Here is a 22,080-nt window from a genome sequence, read left to right on the forward strand (position 1 = left end):
GGCACTACCAATAATGAGAGTCACCCATGGCGTTACTTTATTTTTCCAGAACAGACATTCAACGCGGATTGTTCTGGCATTTTCTGGCAAACAAGAAGGGCATGGTTGATATTTTTGTTCTTTCCCTGCTGGCTGTGATGCTGGCTGTGATGCTGGCTGTGATGATTGCGCCGTTATGCTATTCCTCAACCCTTATTGACCGTCATCATCCCGATGGGCGCAAGATTCCGATTGCAATCCATGATGGGAGAACACGCAATAGCACCCTGACAGTGACCGGAGGCCAGCCCGCTGGCAACGCCGATTTTCCCAGTGTCGGCAACGGAGACAACAGAGGCAACGGAGGCAACAGCGGCTTCTTTTATTTGCCTCCTCCTCCCTGGGGAGGTGTAGGCGGCAGGCCATCGGGATTGTTCGAAATTGACCTGACTGTTCTGCAACCCGTTATCAACTGGCTGATGTCCATAGGTGATGGCCGACAGACAGGTAATGAGGATGGACAGTCCTCTGGCAGCAGACCCAATGCAGGATCAAATGACACAGCAAATAACCAGCATCAACAGGAGCAAAGAGAAGCACCTGAAAATCGGGAGAACAAATCACCGGGAGAAGGTAATGGTAGCAGCGGCGATGGCAATAACAGAAAAGACGACAATGGCGAGGAGAGTCAAAATAATGATTCGACTCAGGATCTCCAGGTACTTGCCAACGAGCTTTTAGCCATCATTGCAAGCGACGATCCCAACGCCGCTGTTAAATTCAGGAAAATGTTGGATCAGCTGGACATGCTCCAGCGTTTACAGGTTCTGGAAACAAAAGGTACAAACATCAGTGGCAGTACAGTCACGCCTCTTGAGGCGACATTGGCACTGCCGCGCTCTTCTCATGAGCCCTCAACACGCAACCGATTTATCAGGCAGCTGATAGCAGCCACTGACAACAACCGTATGATGGTTTCGCCTGACATCAACCACCTGATGATTTTGTATAAGATTGTTCTGGACATAATCGACAAGGTCAATGAATCTCACCAACAGCCACCCATAGGACATTTTGAAAAACGTTGCTTTACTGAGTACTTCGTTCAATTATTACTGCATTATTCACACCCGGTTAAGCGTATTCGCAATCTATTAGAAGAAATATCAGATGTAGCCATAAGGAATGAGATTATAAATGCTGCACCATCATTGATATCCCCCACCTCTTTTCTGGATATCCTGACACAATATGACCATCACCCATCGTTCCTTGAATTAATACGCTTATCAAATGAACTGCGTATGCAAAATGATTACATCGCTATCAATGCTTTCAGCGATGATGCAATGAGTGTGGATAAAGAGAAATCTACACACATTATTCATGCAGAGTGTGCAGTATGTCAGGAACCGTTTGTACGTTCGTCAAATATGGTTATGGTGAAAACACCCTGCAATCACCTTTATCACGTAGGTTGTTTAAACCAGTGGCTCAAAAAAAGGGCGCGAGATGATTTAATTAGAACTTGCCCTATATGTCGGACAGAATTAAATGCCTTAAGTAAAAAACTTAACGACTTTGATAAACTATTGCAAAAATACGACGGTTGTCATTCTTTAGCTATTGCAGAAAGAGCAGTTAATGAATGGAATAAGGCAGAAACAAATTATGCAACCTTGTACCACTTTGTCCAATTTTGCCGACATAGCAGCCAGACATCTGATGATTCACAGTTTGTAAAACTCTTGCGAACCCTCATTCATCCCGTGAAAAAAGCCGAGATCCGCCATGACGATTGGATCAACTCAGCCACCTTCAGCGCCAATAACCACCTTGTGGTGACCGCCAGTTACGATGGCACTGCGAAAGTCTGTGTCTATCAGTCCGATGGAACATGGGAGGAAGAACTCACCGTTCGCCACGATGATTTGGTCAATGTAGCCACCTTCAGCGCCGATAGTAGCCGTGTGTTGACCGCCAGTAAGGATGGGACAGCAAAAATCTATGTTCGGAAGGAGGATGGATCATGGCAAGAAGAAATCACTATCCACCACCATGGACCCATTAATTCAGCCAGCTTCAGAGCCGACAATAGCCGTGTGTTGACCGCCAGCAAAGATGGGACAGCAAAAATCCATGTTCATAAGGATGGATCATGGAAAGAAGAAGGGAGCATCAACCATGATGGTCCGATCCACTTAGCCAGCTTCAGTGCTGATGGTAGCCATGTGGTGACTGTCGGCAAAGATAAAGCGGTAAAAATCACGGGCAAATCCGCCGATGGATCATGGCAAGTAAAATTTATCGTTATCCATGAGGAGTCTGTCAACTCAGCCATCTTTAGCCCCGATAACCGCTATGTGGTAACCGCCAGTAACGATGGCACGGCAAAAATCATTGGTCAGAAAGACGATAAGTCATGGCAAGTAGAAGTTACCATTAGCCACATTAGCACCGATAGTTCGATCAGATCAGCCGCCTTCAGCCCCGATAGCCGACATGTGCTGACTGTCGGCGGGTATAACCTGGTTAAAATCATTGGTAAACAGGCCGACGAATCGTGGGTAGTAAAAGCCATCATTTCGCATAATGATCGTATCAACTCAGCCACTTTCAGTCCCGATAGCCATCATGTGGTGACCGCCAGTTACGACAAACAAGCAAAAATCTACGGCGAAAAGACCGATGCATTATGGGAAGAAGAAATCACCATTCACCACAATAATTGGGTCAGCTCAGCCACCTTCAGTCCCGATAGCCAACATGCAGTAACCACCAGTGATGATGGAACGGCAAAAATCCATAACTGCAAGAATGACGGATCATGGGAAGAAGGAGTCACTATCCATCATACTGATCAGATCATTTCAGCCACCTTCAGTGCCGATGGCCGCTTTGTGATGACCTTTGATGATGATGGTATCGCAAAAATCAAGTACCTGAAGGGTGCTATCCAATTCACTATCCGCCAACCCAATTCAATCCTCTCAGCCAGCTTCAGCGCCAATAGCCGCTTTGTGCTGACCCGAAGTTTTTTGTCAGGCTTTGATGTCCCCGGCAGCATTGTGAAAATTACTGAACTGTGGAAGGAAGAGTAACTCCAGCAACGTCCCGGAAATTCTTGGCTATTCTCTGAGGCACTACCAATAATGAGAGTCACCCATGGCGTTACTTTATTTTTCCAGAACAGACATTCAACGCGGATTGTCTTGGCATTTTCTGGCAAACAAGAAAGGCGTAGTTGGTATTTTTGTTCTTTCCCTGCTGGCTATGATGCTGGCTATGATGATTGTGCCGTTATGTTATTCCGCAACGCTTATTGACCGTCATCATCCCGATGGGCGCAAGGTTCGGACTGAAATCAATGATGGGAAAACCCGCAATAGCACACTGACAGTGACAGGAGGCAAGCTCGCTGGTAACGCCGATTTTCCCAGTGTCGGCAACGGAGACAACGGAGGGAGCGGTGGCTTCTTTTATTTGCCTCCTCCTCCCTGGGGAGGTGGAGGCGGCAGGCCATCGGGATTATTCGAAATTGACCTGACTATTCTGCAACCCGTCATCAACTGGCTGATGTCCGTAGGTAAGGGTTCTGGCGATGGCCGACAGGCAGCTAATGAGGATGGTCAACCCTCTGGCAGCAGAACTAATGCAGAATCAAAGGACACAACTAACCACCATCAACAGGAGAAAAAAGAAGCACCTGAAGATCGGGAGAACGAATCACCGGGAGAAGGCAATGGTAGCAGCGGCGATGGCAATAACAGAAAAGACGACAATGGAGAGGAGAGTAAAAATAATGCTTCGACTCAAGACCTTCAGCTACTTGCCAACGAGCTTTTAGCCATCATTGAAAGCGACGATCCCAATGCAGCTTTTAAATTCAGGGAAATATTGGATAAGCTGGACATGCCTCAGCGTTTGCAAGTTCTAGCAACAAAAGGCACAAACATCAGCGGCAATACTATTACTCCTCTTCAGGCAATATTGGCACTGCCGCGTTCTTCCTATGAGCACACAACACGCAACCGATTTATCCAGCAGCTGCTAGCAGCCACTAACAACCACTACCTGATGATTTTGTCTGACGACAGCCAGCTGATGAGTGACTCTGAAACCACAGATGATTACATCGCTATCAATGCTTTCGACGATAATGCACTGCATGTGGTTAAAGAAGAACCTACACACATTATTGATGCAGAGTGCGCGGTATGTCAGGAGCAGTTTGTACGCACGTCAAATATAGTGAAAACGCCCTGCAATCACCTTTATCACGTAGACTGTTTAAAACAGTGGTTAAATAAAAGACAGCAGGATGATTCAATTATAAATTGTCCTACATGTCGTACAGAATTAAACGCCTTTAGTAAAAAATTTAACGACTTTAACCAACTAGTGAGAAAATACGACGGTTGTCATTTTTTAGCTAATGCAAAAAGAGCAGTTAATGAATGGAATAAAGCAGAAACAAGCTATCAAACCTTATACCATTTTATCCAATTTTGCCGACATAACAGCCAGGCATCTGATAATTCACAGTTTGTATATATCTTGGGACACCTCATTCGTCTCGTGGCAAAAGCCGAGATCCACCATCACGGTTATATCTCAGCCACCTTCAGCGCCAATAGCCACCTTATGGTGACCGCCAGTGACGATGGAACAGCAAAAATCTATGTTTATCAGTCCGATGGACCTTGGCAGGAAGAGTTCACTATCCGTCACGATGGTCCGGTCAATTTAGCCAGATTCAGCGCCGATAGTAGTCATGTGTTGACCGCCAGTGACGATGGAACAGCAAAAATCTATGTTCGGAAGGAGGATGGATCATGGCAAGAAGAAATCACTATCCGCCACCGTGGGCCCATTCATTCAGCCACCTTCAGCGCCGATAATAGCCGCGTGTTGACCGCCAGCAAAGATGGGACAGCAAAAATCCATGTTCAGAAGGAGGTTGGATCATGGGAAGAAGAAGGGACCATCAGCCATGATGGTCCAATCGATTTAGCCAGCTTCAGTGATGATGGTAGCCATGTGGTGACTGCCGGTGAAGATAACCTGGTGAAAATCACGGGCAAATCAGCCGATGGGTCATGGCAAGTAAAAATCATCGTTATCCATAAGGGCTATGTCAACTCAGCCATCTTTAGCCCCAATAACCGCTATCTGGTGACCGCCAGTGACGATGGTACGGCAAAAATCATTGGCCGGAAAGACGATGAATCATGGGAAGAAGAATTCACCACTAGCCATATTAGCACCGATAGTTCGGTCATATCAGCCGCCTTCAGCCCGGATAGCCGACATGTGTTGACTTTCGGCAAGGATAATCTGGTTAAAATCATTGGCAAACGGGCCGACGGATCATGGATAGTAAAAGCCATCATTTCCCACAGTCATTTTATTGAGACAGCCACCTTCAGTCCCGATAGCCGCCATGTGGTGACCGCCGGTTTCGACAAACAGGCAAAAATCTACGTCGAAAAGACCGATGAATTATGGGAAGAAGAAATCACTATCCACCACAACCATTGGGTCAGGTTAGCCACCTTCAGTCCCGATAGCCAACATGCAGTAACCGCCAGTGATGATGGAACGGCAAAAATCCATAACTACAAGAATGATGGATCATGGGAAGAAGAGCTCACTATCCATCATACTGATCGGGTCTCTTCTGTCACCTTCAGTCCCGATGACCGCTTTGTGATGACCGCTGGTTATGATGGTTTCGTGAAAATCACTTACCTGAAAGGTGATGGGTCACAGAAAGTAGAATTCGCTATCCGCAACCCCAATCCAATCTTGTCAGCCAGCTTCAGCGCCAATAGCCGCTTTGTGCTGACCCAAAGTTTTTTGGGAGGTGTGTTCGGCAACATTGTGTCAATTACTGAACTATGGAAGGAATAGTAAACCAAGCAACGTCCCGGAAATTTTCGGCTATTCTCTGATGCACTGCCAATAATGAGATTCACCAATGACGTTACTTTATTTTTCCAAAACAAATATTCAACACGGATTGTTCTGGCATTTTCTGGCAAGCAAGAAGGGCATGGTTGGTATTTTTCTTCTTTCTCTGCTGGCTATGATGCTGGCTATGATGCTGGCTATGATGCTGGCTATGATGATTGTGCCGTTATGTTATTCGGCAACGCTTATTGACCATCATCATCCCGATGGGCGCAAGGTTCGGAGTGAAATCAATGATGAGAAAACGCGCAATAGCACCCTGACAGTGACAGGAGGCAAGCCCGCTGGCAACGGCGATTTTCCCAGTGTCGGCAACGGAGGCAACGGTGGCTTTTTTTATTTGCCTCCTCCTCCCTGGGGAGGTGGAGGCGGCAGACCATCGGGATTGTTCGAAATTGACCTGACTATTCTGCAACCCGTTATTAACTGGCTGATGTCCGTAGGTAAGGATTCTGGCGATGGCCGACAGGCAGGTAATGAGGATGGACAACCCTCTGGCAGCAAACCCAATGCAGGATCAAATGGCGCAACTAACCACCAACAGGAGAAAAGAGAAGCACCTGAAGATCGGGAGAGCAAATCACCGGGAGAAGGTAATGGTAGCAGCGGGGATGGCAATAACAGAAAAGACGACAATGGAGAGCAGAGTAAAAATAATGCTTCGACCCAGGATCTTCAGGCACTTGCCAATAAGCTTTTAGCCATCATTGACAGCGACGATCCCAACGCCGCTTTTGAATTCAGGGAAATACTGGATAAGCTGGACATGCCTCAGCGTTTGCAGGTTCTGGAAACAAAAGGCACAAACCCCATGGGCAATAGTATTACTCCTCGTGAGGCGATATGGGCATTGCCGCGTTCTTCCGATGAGCACTCAACAGGCAACCAATTTATCAAGCAGCTGTTAGCAGCCACTGACAACCACTACCTGATGATTTTGTCTGACATCAGCCACCTGATGAGTATCTTTAAAACCTCAGATGATGACATGGTTATCAGTGCTTTCGACGATGATGCACTGCGTTTGGATAAAGAAGAACCTACACACATTATTGGTACAAAGTGCGCGTTATGTCAGGAGCAGTTTGTACGCACATCAAATATAGTAAAAACACCCTGCAATCACCTTTATCACGTCCATTGTTTAAATCAGTGGCTCAGAAAAAGGCAGCACGATGGCTCAATGAGACCTTGCCCTACATGTCCTACAAAATTAGACGCCTTAAGTACAACACTTAACGACTTTGACAAACTATTGAAGATATACGACGGTAGTCATTCTTTAGCGACTGCAGAAAGAGCAGTTGAGGAATGGAATAGAATATCAACGAGTCATGACACCTTGTACCATTTCGTCCAATTGTGCCGACATCGCAGCCAGGCATCTGATGATTCACAGTTTGTAAAACTCTTGCGACGCATCATTCATCCCGCGACAAAAGCCAAGATCCACCATGACGGTGAGATCAACTCAAATGCCTTTAGCCCCAATAACCAGCGTGTGGTGACCGCCAGTGACGATGGCACTGCGAAAATCTATGTTTATCGGTCCGATGAACCCTGGCAGGAAGAGTTCACTATCCACCACGATGGTCCGGTCAGATTCGCCAGCTTCAGCGCCGATAGTCGCCGTGTGTTGACCGCCAGTGACGATGGGACAGCAAAAATCCATATTCAGAAGGAGAATGGATCATGGCAAGAAGAAATCACTATCCGCCACCATGGGCCCATTCATTCAGCCACCTTCAGCGCCGATAATAGCCGTGTGTTGACCGCCAGTGACGATGGGACAGCAAAAATCCATGTTCAGAAAGAGGGTGGACCATGGCAAGAAGAAGGGAGCATCAACCATGATGGTTCGATCCATTTGGCCAGCTTCAGTGCTGATGATAGCCATGTGGTGACGGCTGGCAAAGATAACCTGGTAAAAATCACGGGCAAATCCGCCGATGGATCATGGCAAGTAAAATCTATCGTTTTTCATGAGGACACTGTCAACTTAGCCATCTTTAGTCCCAATAACCGCTATGTGTTGACCGCCAGTAGCGATGGCACGGCAATAATCATTGGCCAGAAAGACGATCAGTCATGGGGAGAAGAGTTCACCATTAGCCACATTAGCACCGATGGTCCGATCGTATCAGGCGCCTTCAGCCCCGATAGCCGACATGTGCTGACTGTCGGCAAGGATAACCTGGTTAAAATCGTTGGCAAACGGGCCGACGGATCATGGGGAATCAAAGCCATCATTTCCCATAGTCGTCGTATCAACACAGCCACCTTCAGTCCCGATAGTCGCCATGTGGTAACCGCCAGTGACGATAAACAGGCAAAAATCTACGTCGAAAAAACCGATGTATTATGGGAAGAAGAAATCACTATCCGTTACCGTGAGCCGATCAATTTTGCCTCCTTCAGCCCCGATAGCCAACATGTGGTAACCACCGGTAAGTTTGGAAAGGCAAAAATCCATAGCTACAAAAATGGTGGATCATGGGAAGAAGGAATCACTATCCCTCATGATGGTATGATCACTTCGGCCATCTTCAGTACCGATGGCCGTGTTTTGATGACCTTTGGTCGAGATGAGAGGGCGGTAATCTATCTCCTGAGTGACGATGGGTCGTGGAAACATGAAATCATTATCTACAACCCTGGTCCGATATTCTTAGCCAACTTCAGCGCCAATAGCCGCTTTGTGGTGACCTCTGGTTACATCACATCAATTGGCGGTGACGTCAGCATTGCGAAAATCACTGAACTTTGGAAGGAAGAGTGAATGAGAAGAGTGTGATTGGTATGTTTGTTCTTTCCCTGCTGGCTATGATGCTGGCTATGATGCTGGCTATGACGGTTGTGCCGTTATGCTATTCCTCAATCCTTATTGACCGTCATCATCCCGATGAGCACAGGGTTCGGCTTGAAATCAATGACGGGAGAACACGCAATAGCACATTGACATTGACGGGAGGCAAGCTCGCTGGCAATGCCGATTTTCCCGGTGTCGCCGACAATGGCGGCTTCTTTTATTTGCCTCCTCCTCCCTGGGGAGGTGGAGGCGGCAGACCATCGGGATTGTTCGAAATTGACCTGACTATTCTGCAACCTGTCATCTCATGGCTGATGTGCATCGGTAGTGCTTTAAAGGCAGCTGATGCCAATGGAGAACCCACTGGCAAGGCACCGGACAATGCACCAGAGGGGGGAAATGACCATGATCAAGAGCAAAGTGATGAATCTGAAGGTCAGGAGAACCCACCACCAGAAGAAAGCGATGAGGGTAATGAAGAAGGCGATAACGGAAAAGACGACAATGGTGAGGGGGCTGACAACTCTCCTTCTGCAAACGCCACGACCCAGAACCTTAATGAACTGGCAAACCAACTTATCGTCATCATTGAAGGCAACCAACCCCATGCGGTATTCGAGCTGAGGGATATCCTTGAAGGACTGGATATGCCTCAGCGTTTGCAGGTTCTGGAAACCCTGGGCACGAACGCCGAGGGTAATCCTGTCACACCTCTTGAGACGGTACTGGAACTGCGGCGTGTTGCCAAAGAGAGTTCACTTCGCAACCGGTTTATCGAACAGCTGATACTGGCCACAAGCAATCCAACACAGTCTTTGAATAACCCTGACATTTTGTCTGAACTCCAACCAATCATTCCACCCGACCGGGCAATACACGAAGCGGGCGACAACAACCTGAGGATTTTGCATAGAATTGTTCAGGACATCATTTATAAAGCCAATCAATCTTACCAACAGCCACCCATAGGGCAATTTGAAAAATGTTGCTTTACTGAGTACCTTGCTCAACTGTTCCTGATCTATTCAAACCCACTTATACTGATTCGCAATCTGTTAAGGGAAATATCAGATTCCGTCATAATCCGTGACATTATGATGAATGCACCCTCATTGACACTCTCAATCCCTTTTCGTGAAACCTTTAGGCAACTTGAACAGCACCCATCGTTCCATGCATTATCACGCCTCACGCATGAGCTGATGAGGCCGGCGCATACCGCCAACGAAATAATGGTCAGCAATACCGATACCTTCACCCATTCCGTCCGGCCAGTTGATAGCAGCCAAAGTGCCTCTGGCTTAGCCACTGATAAATATACACGTCAGGGCGCAAGGCCAAAGTGGCTTCCCCCTGCTGAATCACAGACAGAACCTTCATGTGCTCATCATCAAACCGATGAGACACAGAACCGAGCCAGTCTGGAGAAGTCGGGGGTCAATAAAGACTTCCTGAATAAGCATTCAACCGATGCTTCCATTATCACTGAGCTGAAAAGACGGGCTCAGGAAAAAAAAGAAATGCAAAGACGACAGATGGAACAGTTAACGATGGAAGTTCAAAGGTTGAGAACAGAAAATCAGGCGTTAACTGGAGAAGTTCAAGGGTTAAGAGAAGAGAATCAGGAGCTAACCAAAGAAGCTCAAAGAGCAAGAGTAGACTATCAGAGCTTAGCTAGAAACAATCAACATCTCATTGATAATAATCGGCTGTTCAGGGAGCGGTTTGCCGGTGTACAGACTACAAACTACATCTTGAGACAAGATCTCCAAAATATGGCTCTTGATCTCAGAAGACAACAGGAATTAGTAGACCATTTGCTTCATCAAGCACACCATCGGGCAGCAGCGCGCATTAATCGAACGATAGATAGCAATGGTTTAGAGTATTCCGCTTCTTACCGTCAGTTGAGCCTCTCCAATGAAGAGGCAGGCGCGTCGAATCAGCCGTCAGGGGCATCGGCGCAGGCAACCCGAAACCTATTATGCAGTCATTACGAAAGGCTCTGTCGTGTAAACTTTGGGTGCTGTGAATGGTATTTCGGCTGTCATCAATGTCATAACGACAGTGATTTATGCACAGTCATGGATCGCAAAGCTATGGATGCAATAGGGCTTCAATGCTCTGTATGCAATTATGAGGGAGACATTACAGAAGACTCCCAGACCTGCCCGTGCTGCAGTGGGCTAATGTCTGACTATTTCTGTGCAAAATGCAAGCACTTCACCGGCGTGGGAAGAAAGCCATATCACTGTGATAAGTGTGGTGTTTGTCGGACAGAGAAGGATAAGAACTTTCACTGTGATGTTTGCAACACCTGTCTGCCTATAGGGCTGAAAAACAATCACAAATGCCGACCAAATGCAGGACACGATCAGTGCGGCATCTGCCTGGAAGATACCTTCGATGGCTGCATTATTCTCCCCTGCGGCCACCATATTCATCGCGAATGCGCCGATGGGATGAGCAGACACGGGATACGTACCTGCCCTATTTGCAGGCGACGTTTTTAGTTCCTGGCTATTCTCGGATGCACTACGAATAATGAGATTCACCAATGGCGTTCCTTGATTTTTCCAGAACAGATATTCAACACGGATTGTCTTGGCTTTTTCTGGCAAACAAGAAAGGCGTGATGGGTATTTTTATTTTTTTCCTGCTGGTTATGATGCTGGTTATGATGCTGGCTATGATGATTGCGCCGTTATGTTATTCCTCAACCCTTATTGACCGTCATCAACCCGATGGGGACAGAGTTCGGCTTGAAATCAATGATGGGAGAGTGCGCAATAACACACTGCCATTGACCGGAGGCAAGCTCGCTGGCGATGTCGATTTTCCCGGCGTCGGTAACAGGGGCTTCTTTTATTTACCTCCCCCTCCCTGGGGAGGTGGCAGGCCATCGGGATTATTCGACATTGACCTGGTTATCCTGCAACCCGTCATCTCCTGGCTGATGTCCACCGATAGTGCTTTAAAAGCCGCTGATGGCAATGGAGAACCCTCTGGCAGGGCGCCGGACAATAAACCAGAGGGTGAAAACGACCATAATCAAGAGCAAAGTGATGAATCTGAAGGTCAGGAGAACCCACCCCCAGAAGAAAGCGATGAGGGTAACGAAGAAGATAACAGAAAAGACGACAATGGCGAGGGAGCTGAAAACTCTGCTTCTCCAAACGCTACGACTCAGAACCTTCAGGAACTGGCAAACCGGCTTATCGCCATCATTGAAGGCTACGAGCCCCCTTTTGTAGCTGCATATAAGCTGGAAGTTATTCTGTTAGAGCTGGACATGCCCCAACGTTTGCAGGTTCTGGAAACAACAGGCACAAACGTCGAGGGTCATCCTGTCACGCCTCTTGAGGCGGTGCTGAAACTGCCGCGTGTTTTCAAAGAGAATTCAGTTCGCAACCTGTTTATTGAGCAGGTGATACTGGCCACAAGCGGCAATAGACAGCCTTTTAATGATCCTGACATTTGGTCTGAACTCCAACCAATCGACCGGGCAATGCCCGAAGCGAGCAGCAACGACCTGAGGATTTTGCATAAGATTGTTCGGAACATCATTCAAAAAGCCAATCAATCTGAACAACAGCCACCCATAGGACAATTTGAAAAAATGTGCTTGACTGAGTACTTTGCTCGCTTGTTCCTGATCTATTCCAACCCACTTGGACTGATTGATAATCTGTTAGGAGAAATATCAGAGGTAACCATAAGATACGCTGTTATTATGAATACAGAATCATTGACACTTCCCAGCCGTTTTTTAGATGGTTTTCTAAGATTTCACCGGCACCCATCGTTTGATAAATTACAATATTTTAAAAATAAACTGTTCTATCAGGCTGCCCTCTCTTCACCACTGGTTAGCGACCACAGCGACGCTCCTGACCCAGCCAACGATAGATACTTACAGCAGGGCGCAAGACCGAAACAGCCCTCCCCTGCTAACCGGTCAGATTTGACTGAACCACCTTATAATGACCATGTAGAACCACCACTGCCATTACCACCAACGCCACCACCAATACAAGTATCACCAGCAAGACTATCAGTCGACGATATTATCTATTTGAAACCACCACCACTATCACTATCACCACCATCAGGGTCACCATCAGTTGAACGCATTATCCATGGAAAATATCAACAGATGGGTGTGGCCAATCTGCCAATACCAGACAATGGCGCAATAAGTTGTCTTGATCATCAGGAAAGCGGGTCAAATGAGCAGGCAGTACAGCAACCTGTGCAAGAAACCCCAGAACCGTTATGCGTTCACTACGACAGGCTCTGCTATGTGAGCTTTCAGTGCTGTAACACGTTTTTCCCGTGCCATAAATGTCATAACGAGAAAGTTGACCTCAAAGAGATAACATGCAAAACGAAGAAACAGGCTAAAGATGCAACAATGCTTAAATGTTCTCTCTGCGATTATGAGGGCGAAATTAATGAAGGCTCCCAGACATGCCCAAACTGCAAAAAGCAAATGTCGGAATATCACTGCGCAATATGCAAGCACTTCACCTCAAGAGCTAAAGACCCACACCACTGCGATAAATGCGGTATTTGTAGAACAAAGCTGGATAATTCCTTTCACTGTGATGTTTGCAATGTCTGTCTGGATATAAGACTGCTGGGCAATCACAAATGTCGACCTGATTCAGGGCACGATGAGTGCGCCATCTGTCTGGAAGATGTCTTCAGCGGCGGCCAGATATTCCCCTGCTCCCACAAAGTTCACAACGACTGTGCTCTCAAAATGATTCAAAACAGGATTACAACCTGCCCTATTTGCAGACACCCTGTACGTCTACTTAAAGCTGAAAACGATGATTAACCGACCGGGTTGAACAAAACCAGTACAAAATATAGCGATTCAGAAATTCTTGGCTATTCTCTGATGTACTGAGAAAAATAAGATTGGCTAACGGCGGAGCTGGTATTGTTAACACTCGCTGTTTGAACGAAATTAAGGGCGCAATCCCGCTTCTTTAGAGGCGGGTCAAGCCCTTGCAAGGCGTTAGCCTTGCTGTGTCAGTCGCTTCGTAGCCGGTCGATCATTTCCTTGGTGAACACGGTTCTACGGTATTTAGTACCAAATACTAGATGTACGTTATTCCTAAATACACAGGATTTACATAATTTCCGTTCGTACATACAAACTTCATATTTGACTGATATTTGTAACCAGACTAGCATGAAGCCATTCAATTCAACGGGTTATGTAATGCTTCAAGGTATCCAACTCAAAGCCAATCCAACAGATCAGCAAAAGTTGGTTCTGTCTCAGTGGATGGGTTGCGCTCGGGTTATCTGGAATGCAAAGTGTGATGAACATCGCTATTACAGCACCTACGCCAGAAAGTATTGTCCTGTCGGAACTCATGCTCCGGTCGATCAGAAGACTTCGCAATTCAAAAGCAAAGAATTAACACCCTGGTTATCCGATTGTCCCAGCCAGATAATCAGGAATTCTGCCGTCAATTGGTATCAGACCTACCAAAAACACATTAATGGCCAGTGCGGTAAGCCAAAGAAAAAGCCAAAATCTGACAAGGGCAGCATTCACCTTACCAATGAAGTGTTCCGGTTCGATGTCTGTGAAGATGGTGTAACCCGTCTTTTTATTGGCACAAAGACCAATAATATTGGTTATTTGTCGTTTAAAACTCACCGCTCATTCAACGAACCAAAATCCATTTACATTAGAAAAGAGGCTGGTCAGTACTCTGTTTCTTTCTGTTATGACGATGGATCAGAAGAACCCGCTACAGAAAAAGAGCATTTGGAATACCTTAAAGGTGCTTCCAAAGAGTGGCTGGAAGAGCATGTTATCGGCGTGGACCGAGGTGTTGTTATACCTGTTCATACTGGCGTTAAGCCTCACGACTTTACAGAAAACCAGACAAAGAGCATGGATAAGCGCCAGCGATACCTAAAGAGGTTTCAGCGCCGTTTGTCACGCCAAACCAAAGGCTCTAACCGTCGTCAGAAAACAAAGAACAGGATTAGCAGGCAGCACAAGAAAGTAGCCAACATTCGGCAAGATTTCTGCCACCAAACCAGCCGTAAAATGGTCGATAGCAAGGCCAGGGTCATTGTTTTCGAGGATCTGAAAACCTCAAAAATGACTCGCAGGCCAAAAGCAAAAAAAGATCAAAACGGAAAGTTCATCTCCAACAAGGCGAAACAAAAAGCCGGACTGAACAAGGCCATTCTCAACGTAGGATGGCACTTCCTGGAAGCCTACACCCGATATAAAGCAGCAAGAGCAGGCAAAGCAGTCTTCAAAGTGCCTGCACCCTTTACGAGTCAAGAGTGTGCTGATTGCGGTCACACTCACCCCGACAACCGCAAGACACAAGAACGGTTTCTTTGCGGTCAATGTGGACACTTTGACAACGCTGACAGAAACGCCAGCATCGTAATCAAGAAACGAGCAATTAAGTTTTTTATGGACTCTGGAACGGAGTTGGTTGGCAAAGGAATTCCTGTGCTAACTAAAGGACGTGGAGCGAAATGTAAGTCGGGAAAGGGCAAGCCCTCTTGTGCAGCTCGCAGTGAAACGTCAAAAAAGAAAAGAACGGTAACTACCCCGGTAGCTTGCTTAGTATTGGAAGCTCGCTCCTTTAGGGGCGAGTAGTTCACATATTTGAATGCAGTTTTACCGCTTATTGATCACATTTATTCTTTCGCTATTAGCTATGGCGTTTGTACCGATGTGCCATTCTTTGACCATCATTGACCGGCATAATCCCGATGGGAACAAGGTTCGGATTGAATTCAATGAGGGTACAGACCTTCAGGATGTGAGTCAGCGGCGGCTGAGCTTACTGCTGCCAGAAGGCTTCCATGACCGAAACAGTGGGCTGGAAACCGGTCGCAATGGCACACTGCCATTGACCGGAGGCAAGCTCGCTGGCGATGTCGATTTTCCCGGCGTCGGCAACGGGGGCTTCTTTTATTCGCCGCCTCCTCCCTGGGGAGGTGGAGGAGGCAGGCCATCGGGATTATTCGACATTGACCTGGTTATCCTGCAACCCGTCATCTCCTGGCTGATGTCCATCGGTAAGCATTCTGTCTCGTTTGAGGAGCAGCCATCCCCGGCACGTTTGCAAATCACCCGTGTTAATGCCGATGGCTCTGCCAGTGAAGCCGTTATATCCGTTGGCTGGCTTGACTTTCTGGATAGTGAACAACTAACCGATGTTTATTTCTGGAACGCCCTGTTCCAGCGTGCTGCCACGTCCTGCCCAGCCACCGACAGCCTTCAGTGGCAGCTGAGCTGTTTAAAACAGTTTCTGGAACACACGGCTTTAAAGGCCGCTGACGGCAATGGAGAACCCTCTGGCAACGCACCCGCACCCGACAAAGAACCAGAGCGTGAAAACGACCATAATCAAGAGCAAAGTGATGAATCTGAAGGTCAGGAGAACCCACCCCCAGAAGAAAGCGATGAGGGTAACGAAGAAGAAGATAACGGAAAAGACGACAATGGCGAGGGAGCTGGAAACTCTGCTTCTGCAAACACGACGACTCAGAACCTTCAGGAAGTGGCAAACCGGCTTATCGCCATCATTGAAGGCTACGAGCCCCTTTTTGTAGCTGCATTTAAGCTGGAAGGTATTCTGTTAGAGCTGGACATGCCTCAGCGTTTGCAGGTTCTGGAAACAACAGGCACAAACGCCGAGGGTCATCCGGTCACGCCTCTTGAGGCAGTGCTGAAACTGCCGCGTGTTTTCAAAGAGAATTATTCACTTCGCATTCGCAACCGGTTTATCGAACTGCTGATACAGTCCACAGGCGGCAATAGAGAGTCTTTGAATAAACCGGATATTTGGTCTGAACTCCAACCGATCATTCCAGATGATTGGGCAATGCCCGAAGCGGGCAACAACAACCTGAGTATTTTGCACAAGATTGTTTGGGACATCGTTCATAAAGCGAGTCAATCTGACCAGCCCCCCATAAGGGCATTTGAAAGAAAGTGCTTTACTGAGTACTTTGCCCAATTGTTCCTGACCTATTCAAACCCGCTGCAACTGATTCGTAATCTGTTAGGAGCAATATCGGATGTAGCCATACGATGTGATATTCTGACGAATACAGAGTCATTGACACTTCCCAGCCGTTTTTTAGAGGGTTTTATAAGATTTCACCAGCACCCATCGTTTAATGAGTTACAAGATTTCAAAAATAAACTGATCTATCAGGCTGCCCTCTCTGCACTGCCTGATAGCGACCACAGTGCCTCTGGCTCTGTCGCTCCTGCCCCTGCTAACCGCTCAAATGACTTGATTATCCTGAAACCCGTCATCTCCTCGCTGATGCCCATCGGTAAGCATTCTGTCTCGTTTGAAGAGCAGCCCTCCCCGGAATATTTGCAAATCACCCGTGTTAATGCCGATGGCTCTGCCAATGAAGCCGCTATACCCGTTAGCTGGCTTGACTCTCTGAATAGTGAACAATTGACCGATGTTGATTTCTGGAACATCCCGTTCCAGCGTGCTGCCACATCCTGTCCAGCTACCGACAAAGAACCAGAGGACGAAAATGACCATGATCAAGAGCAAAGTGATGAATCTCAGGAGAACCCACCACCAGAAGAAAGCAATGACGGCAACGAAGAAGATAACAGAAAAGACGACAATGGCGAGGGAGCTGAATACTCTCCTTCTGCAAACGCTACGACTCAGAACCTTCAGGAAGTAGCAAACCGGCTTATCGCCATCATTGAAGGCTACGACTCCCCTTTTGTAGCTACATTTAAGCTGGAAGGTATTCTGTTAGAGCTGGACATGCCTGAGCGTTTGCAGGTTCTGGAAACAACAGGCACAAACGCCGACGGTCATCCTGTCACGCCTCTTGAGGCGGTGCTGAAACTGCCGCTTGCTTTCAAAGAGAATGCTTCACTTCGCATTCGCAACGGGTTTATCGAAGCGCTGATACGGGTCACAAGCGGCAATAGAGAGTCTTTGAATAAGCCGGATATTTGGTCTGAACTCCAACCGATCATTACGGCTGACCAGGCAATGTCCGAAGCGGGCAACAACAACCTGAGGATTTTGCACAAGATTGTTTGGGACATCGTTCATAAAGCGAGTCAATCTGACCAGCCCCCCATAGGGGCATTTGAAAAAAAGTGCTTTACTGAGTACTTTGCCCAATTGTTCCTGACCTATTCAAACCCGCTGCAACTGATTCGTAATCTGTTAGGAGCAATATCGGATGTAGCCATAAGATGTGATGTTCTGACGAATACAGAGGCATTGACACTTCCCAGCCGTTTTTTAGAGGGTTTTATAAGATTTCACCAGCACCCATCGTTTCATGAATTACAAGATTTCAAAAATAAACTGATCTATCAGGCTGCCCTCCCGGCACCGCCTGATAGCGACCACAGCGCCTCTGGCGCTGTCGCTCCTGACCCAGCCAACGACATATACTTGCAGCAGGGCGCAAGGCCAAAAACTAACCGGTCAAATAACGCTTCTCAAAGGCGATTACAGGCACGACGCACCAACGGTGATAATCAAACTCACAGGGCACAAGCTCGATCTGATTCCCAAGAGTTGGGGCTAAAGCTGGATTTCCTGAGAAGACATTCGACCGATGCTTCTATTTTGACTCACCCATCTTATCCGCAAACCACTTTGCCTGCCCCGGATACCCCGGAACTGGCTGCGCTGCCCCCCGCGAGAACTCAGGAAAATACACTGAATGCTGGCCACAGTTTCGACGACCATGAAGCTCAAAGCTTGAGATGGTTGGGGCAAGCCCTGACCAGCTTCTGCGAGTTTAACAGAGAGGCTGGGCTAAGAAACCTCGCCCAAATAAAAGAAGAGAGCGAAAGACAAGAGGCAGAAAGACGACGGAATAAAGATATAAGCAAACAATTTGAAGAGATAAGGTTAGAGAATGAAAGGTTAAGAAGAGATAAGAAGGAGTTACAAAAATCCGTGAAGTCTTTGGAAGTTCGGAACAAACTCTTGACTACTCATCTTGAATTGAAAAACCGGAAACTCGAAGAGTTACAGGCAGCACAGAACAGTCGGCTGAATGAGCAGGCTACCCCATCTAGCAACCCTGTAGAACCGCCACCACCAAACGATAGCGCAGGCGCAATGAGCCGTCCTGATCATCAGGAAACCGGGTCGGATGAGCAGGCTAACCCATCTGGCAACCCTGTAGAACCGCCACCACCAAACGATGGCGCAGGCGCAATGAGCCGTCCTGATCATCAGGAAACCGGGTCGGATGAGCAGGCTAACCCATCTGGCAACCCTGTAGAACCGCCACCACCAAACAATGTTGCAAATCGTCTTGATCGTCAGGAAATCATGTTGGATATGCAGAGAGCACGGCAACAAAACCCGAAACCGTTATGCGGTCATTACCAGAGGTACTGCTATGTGAGCTTTAACTGCTGTAGGACGTTTTTCCCGTGCCATAGATGTCATAACGACACTAATAAGCCGTGCACGAAAGAGGTTAAAGCCAAAGAAGCAAAAAGGATTAAATGTTCTCTATGTGATTATGAGAGCGAAATTAATGAAGGCTCCCGTACATGCCCAAACTGCAATAACCCAGTGTGTCAATATTACTGCTCAATATGCAAACACTTCACCTCACATGATAAAGAGCCATACCACTGCGATAAATGCGGTATTTGCAGAATACACCGTGATAAGTCCTTTCACTGTGATGTTTGCAATGTCTGCCTGGATACAAGACTACTGAACAATCATAAATGCCGACCTGATTCAGGGCACGATGAGTGCGGCATCTGCCTGGAAGATGTCTTCAGCGGCTGCCGGATATTGCCCTGCTCCCACAAGGTTCACAGTGAATGTTATAAAGCGATGATTCAAAATGGGATAAGAACCTGCCCTGTTTGCAGAGCGTCTTTGTGTTCTGGTGCAAGTCATGATTAGCCGTCTGACCGGGCTGAATTGTAGTGAGATTCGAATGCGGTTTTACTACTTATTGATACCATTTATTCTTTCGCTACTGGCTATTGTTTCGCTAATGGCTATGGCGTTTGTGCCATTATGCCATTCCTCAATCATCGTTGACTGGCATCATCCTGATGGGCACAAAGCCTGGATTGAAATCCATGATGACACAGACCCTCGTCCGGCCTTCCCCGACAACATGGCAGACAGTGGGCTGGAAACCGGTCAGGCAGGCAACAGCACCCTGACATTGACCGGAGGCAAGCTCGCTGGCGATGTCGATTTTCCCGGCGTCGGCAACGGGGGCTTCTTTTATTCGCCGCCTCCTCCCTGGGGCGGTGGCGGTGGCAAGCCATCGGGATTATTCGACATTGACCTGGTTATTCTACAACCCATCATCTCCTGGCTGATGTCCATCGGTAAGCATTCTGTCTCGTTTGAGTGGCAACTGAGCTATTTAAAACAGTTTCTTGAGCACACAGCCTTGAAGACACATTATGCGGATCACTCAGAGGCAGGCAATGTCGATGGAAAACCCTCTGGCGAGGCACCAGACAATCAACCAGAGGGTGAAAATAACCATGACCAAGAGCAAAGTGATGAATCTGAAGGTCAGGAGAACCCACCACCAGAAGAAAACGGAAAAGACGACAATGGCGAGGGAGCTGGAAACTCTCCCTCTCCAAGCGCTACGACTCAGAACCTTCAGGAGCTGGCAAACCGGCTTATTGCCATCATTGAACGCAACAATCGCCTTGCTGCATTTAAGCTGAAGGATATTCTGAATGGGCTGGACATGCCTCAGCGTTTACAAGTTCTGGAAACAACAGGCACAAACTTCGAGGGTCGTCCTGTCACGCCTCTTGAGGCGGTGCTGGAGCTGCGTCGTGTTTCCAAAGATAATTCAATTCGCAATCTGTTTATTAAGCAGCTGATACTGGCCACAAGCGGCGTAAGAAAGCCTTTCAATAGTCCTGATATTTGGTCTGAACTCCAACACATCACCCCAACTGACCATCGGGTAATGCCGGAAGCAGGCAACAACAACCTGAGGATTTTGTCCAGGATTGTTCTGGACATCATTGATAAAGCCAACCTATCTGACCAACACCCACCCATAATACGATTCGAAAGAAGTTGCTTTAATGAGTACTTTATCCGACTGTTCCTGACCTATTCAAACCCGCTTAAACTGATCCATAATCTGTTGGAAGAAATACCCGATGTAGCCATAAGGTGCGATGTTTTTATGGTTGCACCATCATTGACATTTCCCGCTCGTTTTTTAGATAACTTTATACATTTTTACCAGCACCCATCGTTTCATGAATTACAAGATTTCAAAAATAAACTGTGGAATAAGCTGGCTGATCTCGCTTCACTACCTGATAGTGACCACAACGCCTCTGGCTCAGTCAGCGAGTCTGCTGACCCAGCCAACGATAGATATTTGCAGCAGGGTGCAAAACCAAAACAGCTTACCCGTGCTAACGGGTCAAATTTGACTCAACCAACGTTAAATGAACAATTGGCAGCGTTAATAGTAGAGAATGAACGGTTAAGTAATGATAATCAGAGATTGGCTGCAGATAATGAGTGGTTACGAAACAGCAGGAAGTCTTTAAAAGCTCAAAACTATCACTTGACTGAACAGCTTGCAAATATCCAACAGATGCCTGTGGCCAGTCCGCCAATACCAGACAGTGGCACAATGGATCGTCTTGATCATCAGGAAACCGGATCGAATGAGCAGGTAGCACGCCAACCTGTGCAAGAAACCCCAAAACCGTTATGCGATCACTACCACAGGCTCTGCCGTGTGAGGTTCAAATGCTGTGAAACGTTTTTCCCATGCCATAGATGTCATAACGAGAAAGTTGATGGCAATGAGATAGCCTGCAAAACGAATGGGCTTAATGCTAAAGATGCAACCATGCTTAAATGTTCTTTATGTGATTATGAGGGCGAAATTAATGAAAGCTCCCAGACATGCCCAAACTGCAATAAGCAAATGTCGGAGTATTACTGTTCAATATGCAAACAATTCACCTCACTTGCTAAAGACCCACACCACTGCGATAAATGCGGCATTTGCAGAATACACCGTGATAGGTCCTTTCACTGTGATACTTGCAATGCCTGTCTGGATAAAAAACTAAAAGACAATCACTCATGCCAACCAGGGCACAGTGAGTGCAGCATCTGCCTGGAAGATACCTTCAGCGGCTGCCAGATATTGCCCTGCTCCCACAAGGTTCACAGGGAATGTGCTATCGCGATGATTCAAAATGGGATAAGAACCTGCCCTGTTTGCAGGGCGCCTTTATTTTCTGGTGACAATAATGATTAACCGTCTGA

General features: G+C 47.2%; 8 protein-coding genes. All 8 read left to right on the forward strand.

All coding sequences use genetic code 11. From position 1 onward, the window contains the following. The first annotated feature begins 26 nt into the window (after positions 1–26). The 8 genes from K7B67_RS19005 (at position 27) to K7B67_RS19040 (ending at position 22,072) form a co-directional block, all read left to right on the forward strand. Positions 27–3,080, forward strand: a complete 3,054-nt coding sequence (locus tag K7B67_RS19005) for an RING finger domain-containing protein (RefSeq protein WP_252177437.1) — start codon at positions 27–29, stop codon at positions 3,078–3,080. Positions 3,081–3,144: 64 nt separating this feature from the next. Beyond that, a complete protein-coding gene (locus K7B67_RS19010; RefSeq protein ID WP_252177438.1) occupies positions 3,145–5,892 on the forward strand; it encodes an RING finger domain-containing protein in 2,748 nt (915 codons plus the stop codon). A 67-nt stretch (positions 5,893–5,959) separates the two neighbouring features. Continuing rightward, a complete protein-coding gene (locus K7B67_RS19015) occupies positions 5,960–8,731 on the forward strand; it encodes an RING finger domain-containing protein (RefSeq protein ID WP_252177439.1) in 2,772 nt (923 codons plus the stop codon). Beyond that, entirely contained in the window at positions 8,728–11,274 is a 2,547-nt protein-coding gene (locus K7B67_RS19020; RefSeq protein WP_252177440.1) for an RING finger domain-containing protein, read from the forward strand. Before K7B67_RS19015 ends, K7B67_RS19020 begins: the two co-directional genes overlap by 4 nt. A 44-nt stretch (positions 11,275–11,318) precedes the next feature. After that, complete coding sequence (locus tag K7B67_RS19025; protein WP_252177441.1) at positions 11,319–13,604, forward strand: CHY zinc finger protein; 2,286 nt, start codon at positions 11,319–11,321, stop codon at positions 13,602–13,604. 390 nt (positions 13,605–13,994) lie between these two features. Beyond that, positions 13,995–15,410: a transposase gene (locus tag K7B67_RS19030; RefSeq protein ID WP_252177442.1), complete on the forward strand. Its 1,416-nt coding sequence runs from the start codon at positions 13,995–13,997 to the stop codon at positions 15,408–15,410. A gap of 13 nt (positions 15,411–15,423) precedes the next feature. Then, a complete protein-coding gene (locus tag K7B67_RS19035) occupies positions 15,424–19,701 on the forward strand; it encodes a CHY zinc finger protein (protein ID WP_252177443.1) in 4,278 nt (1,425 codons plus the stop codon). A 34-nt stretch (positions 19,702–19,735) separates the two neighbouring features. Beyond that, positions 19,736–22,072, forward strand: a complete 2,337-nt coding sequence (locus tag K7B67_RS19040) for a CHY zinc finger protein (protein WP_252177444.1) — start codon at positions 19,736–19,738, stop codon at positions 22,070–22,072. Positions 22,073–22,080: the final 8 nt, after the last annotated feature.

Source organism: Endozoicomonas sp. 4G, from assembly GCF_023822025.1.
Taxonomy (GTDB): domain Bacteria; phylum Pseudomonadota; class Gammaproteobacteria; order Pseudomonadales; family Endozoicomonadaceae; genus Endozoicomonas_A.

Bases quoted from the DNA above. Each gene is read 5' to 3' on its own strand.
- K7B67_RS19010 (WP_252177438.1), top strand. From the start codon at position 3,145: ATGGCGTTACTTTATTTTTCCAGAACAGACATTCAACGCGGATTGTCT.
- K7B67_RS19025 (WP_252177441.1), top strand. From the start codon at position 11,319: ATGGCGTTCCTTGATTTTTCCAGAACAGATATTCAACACGGATTGTCT.
- K7B67_RS19015 (WP_252177439.1), top strand. From the start codon at position 5,960: ATGACGTTACTTTATTTTTCCAAAACAAATATTCAACACGGATTGTTC.
- K7B67_RS19040 (WP_252177444.1), top strand. From the start codon at position 19,736: ATGCGGTTTTACTACTTATTGATACCATTTATTCTTTCGCTACTGGCT.
- K7B67_RS19035 (WP_252177443.1), top strand. From the start codon at position 15,424: ATGCAGTTTTACCGCTTATTGATCACATTTATTCTTTCGCTATTAGCT.
- K7B67_RS19005 (WP_252177437.1), top strand. From the start codon at position 27: ATGGCGTTACTTTATTTTTCCAGAACAGACATTCAACGCGGATTGTTC.
- K7B67_RS19030 (WP_252177442.1), top strand. From the start codon at position 13,995: ATGCTTCAAGGTATCCAACTCAAAGCCAATCCAACAGATCAGCAAAAG.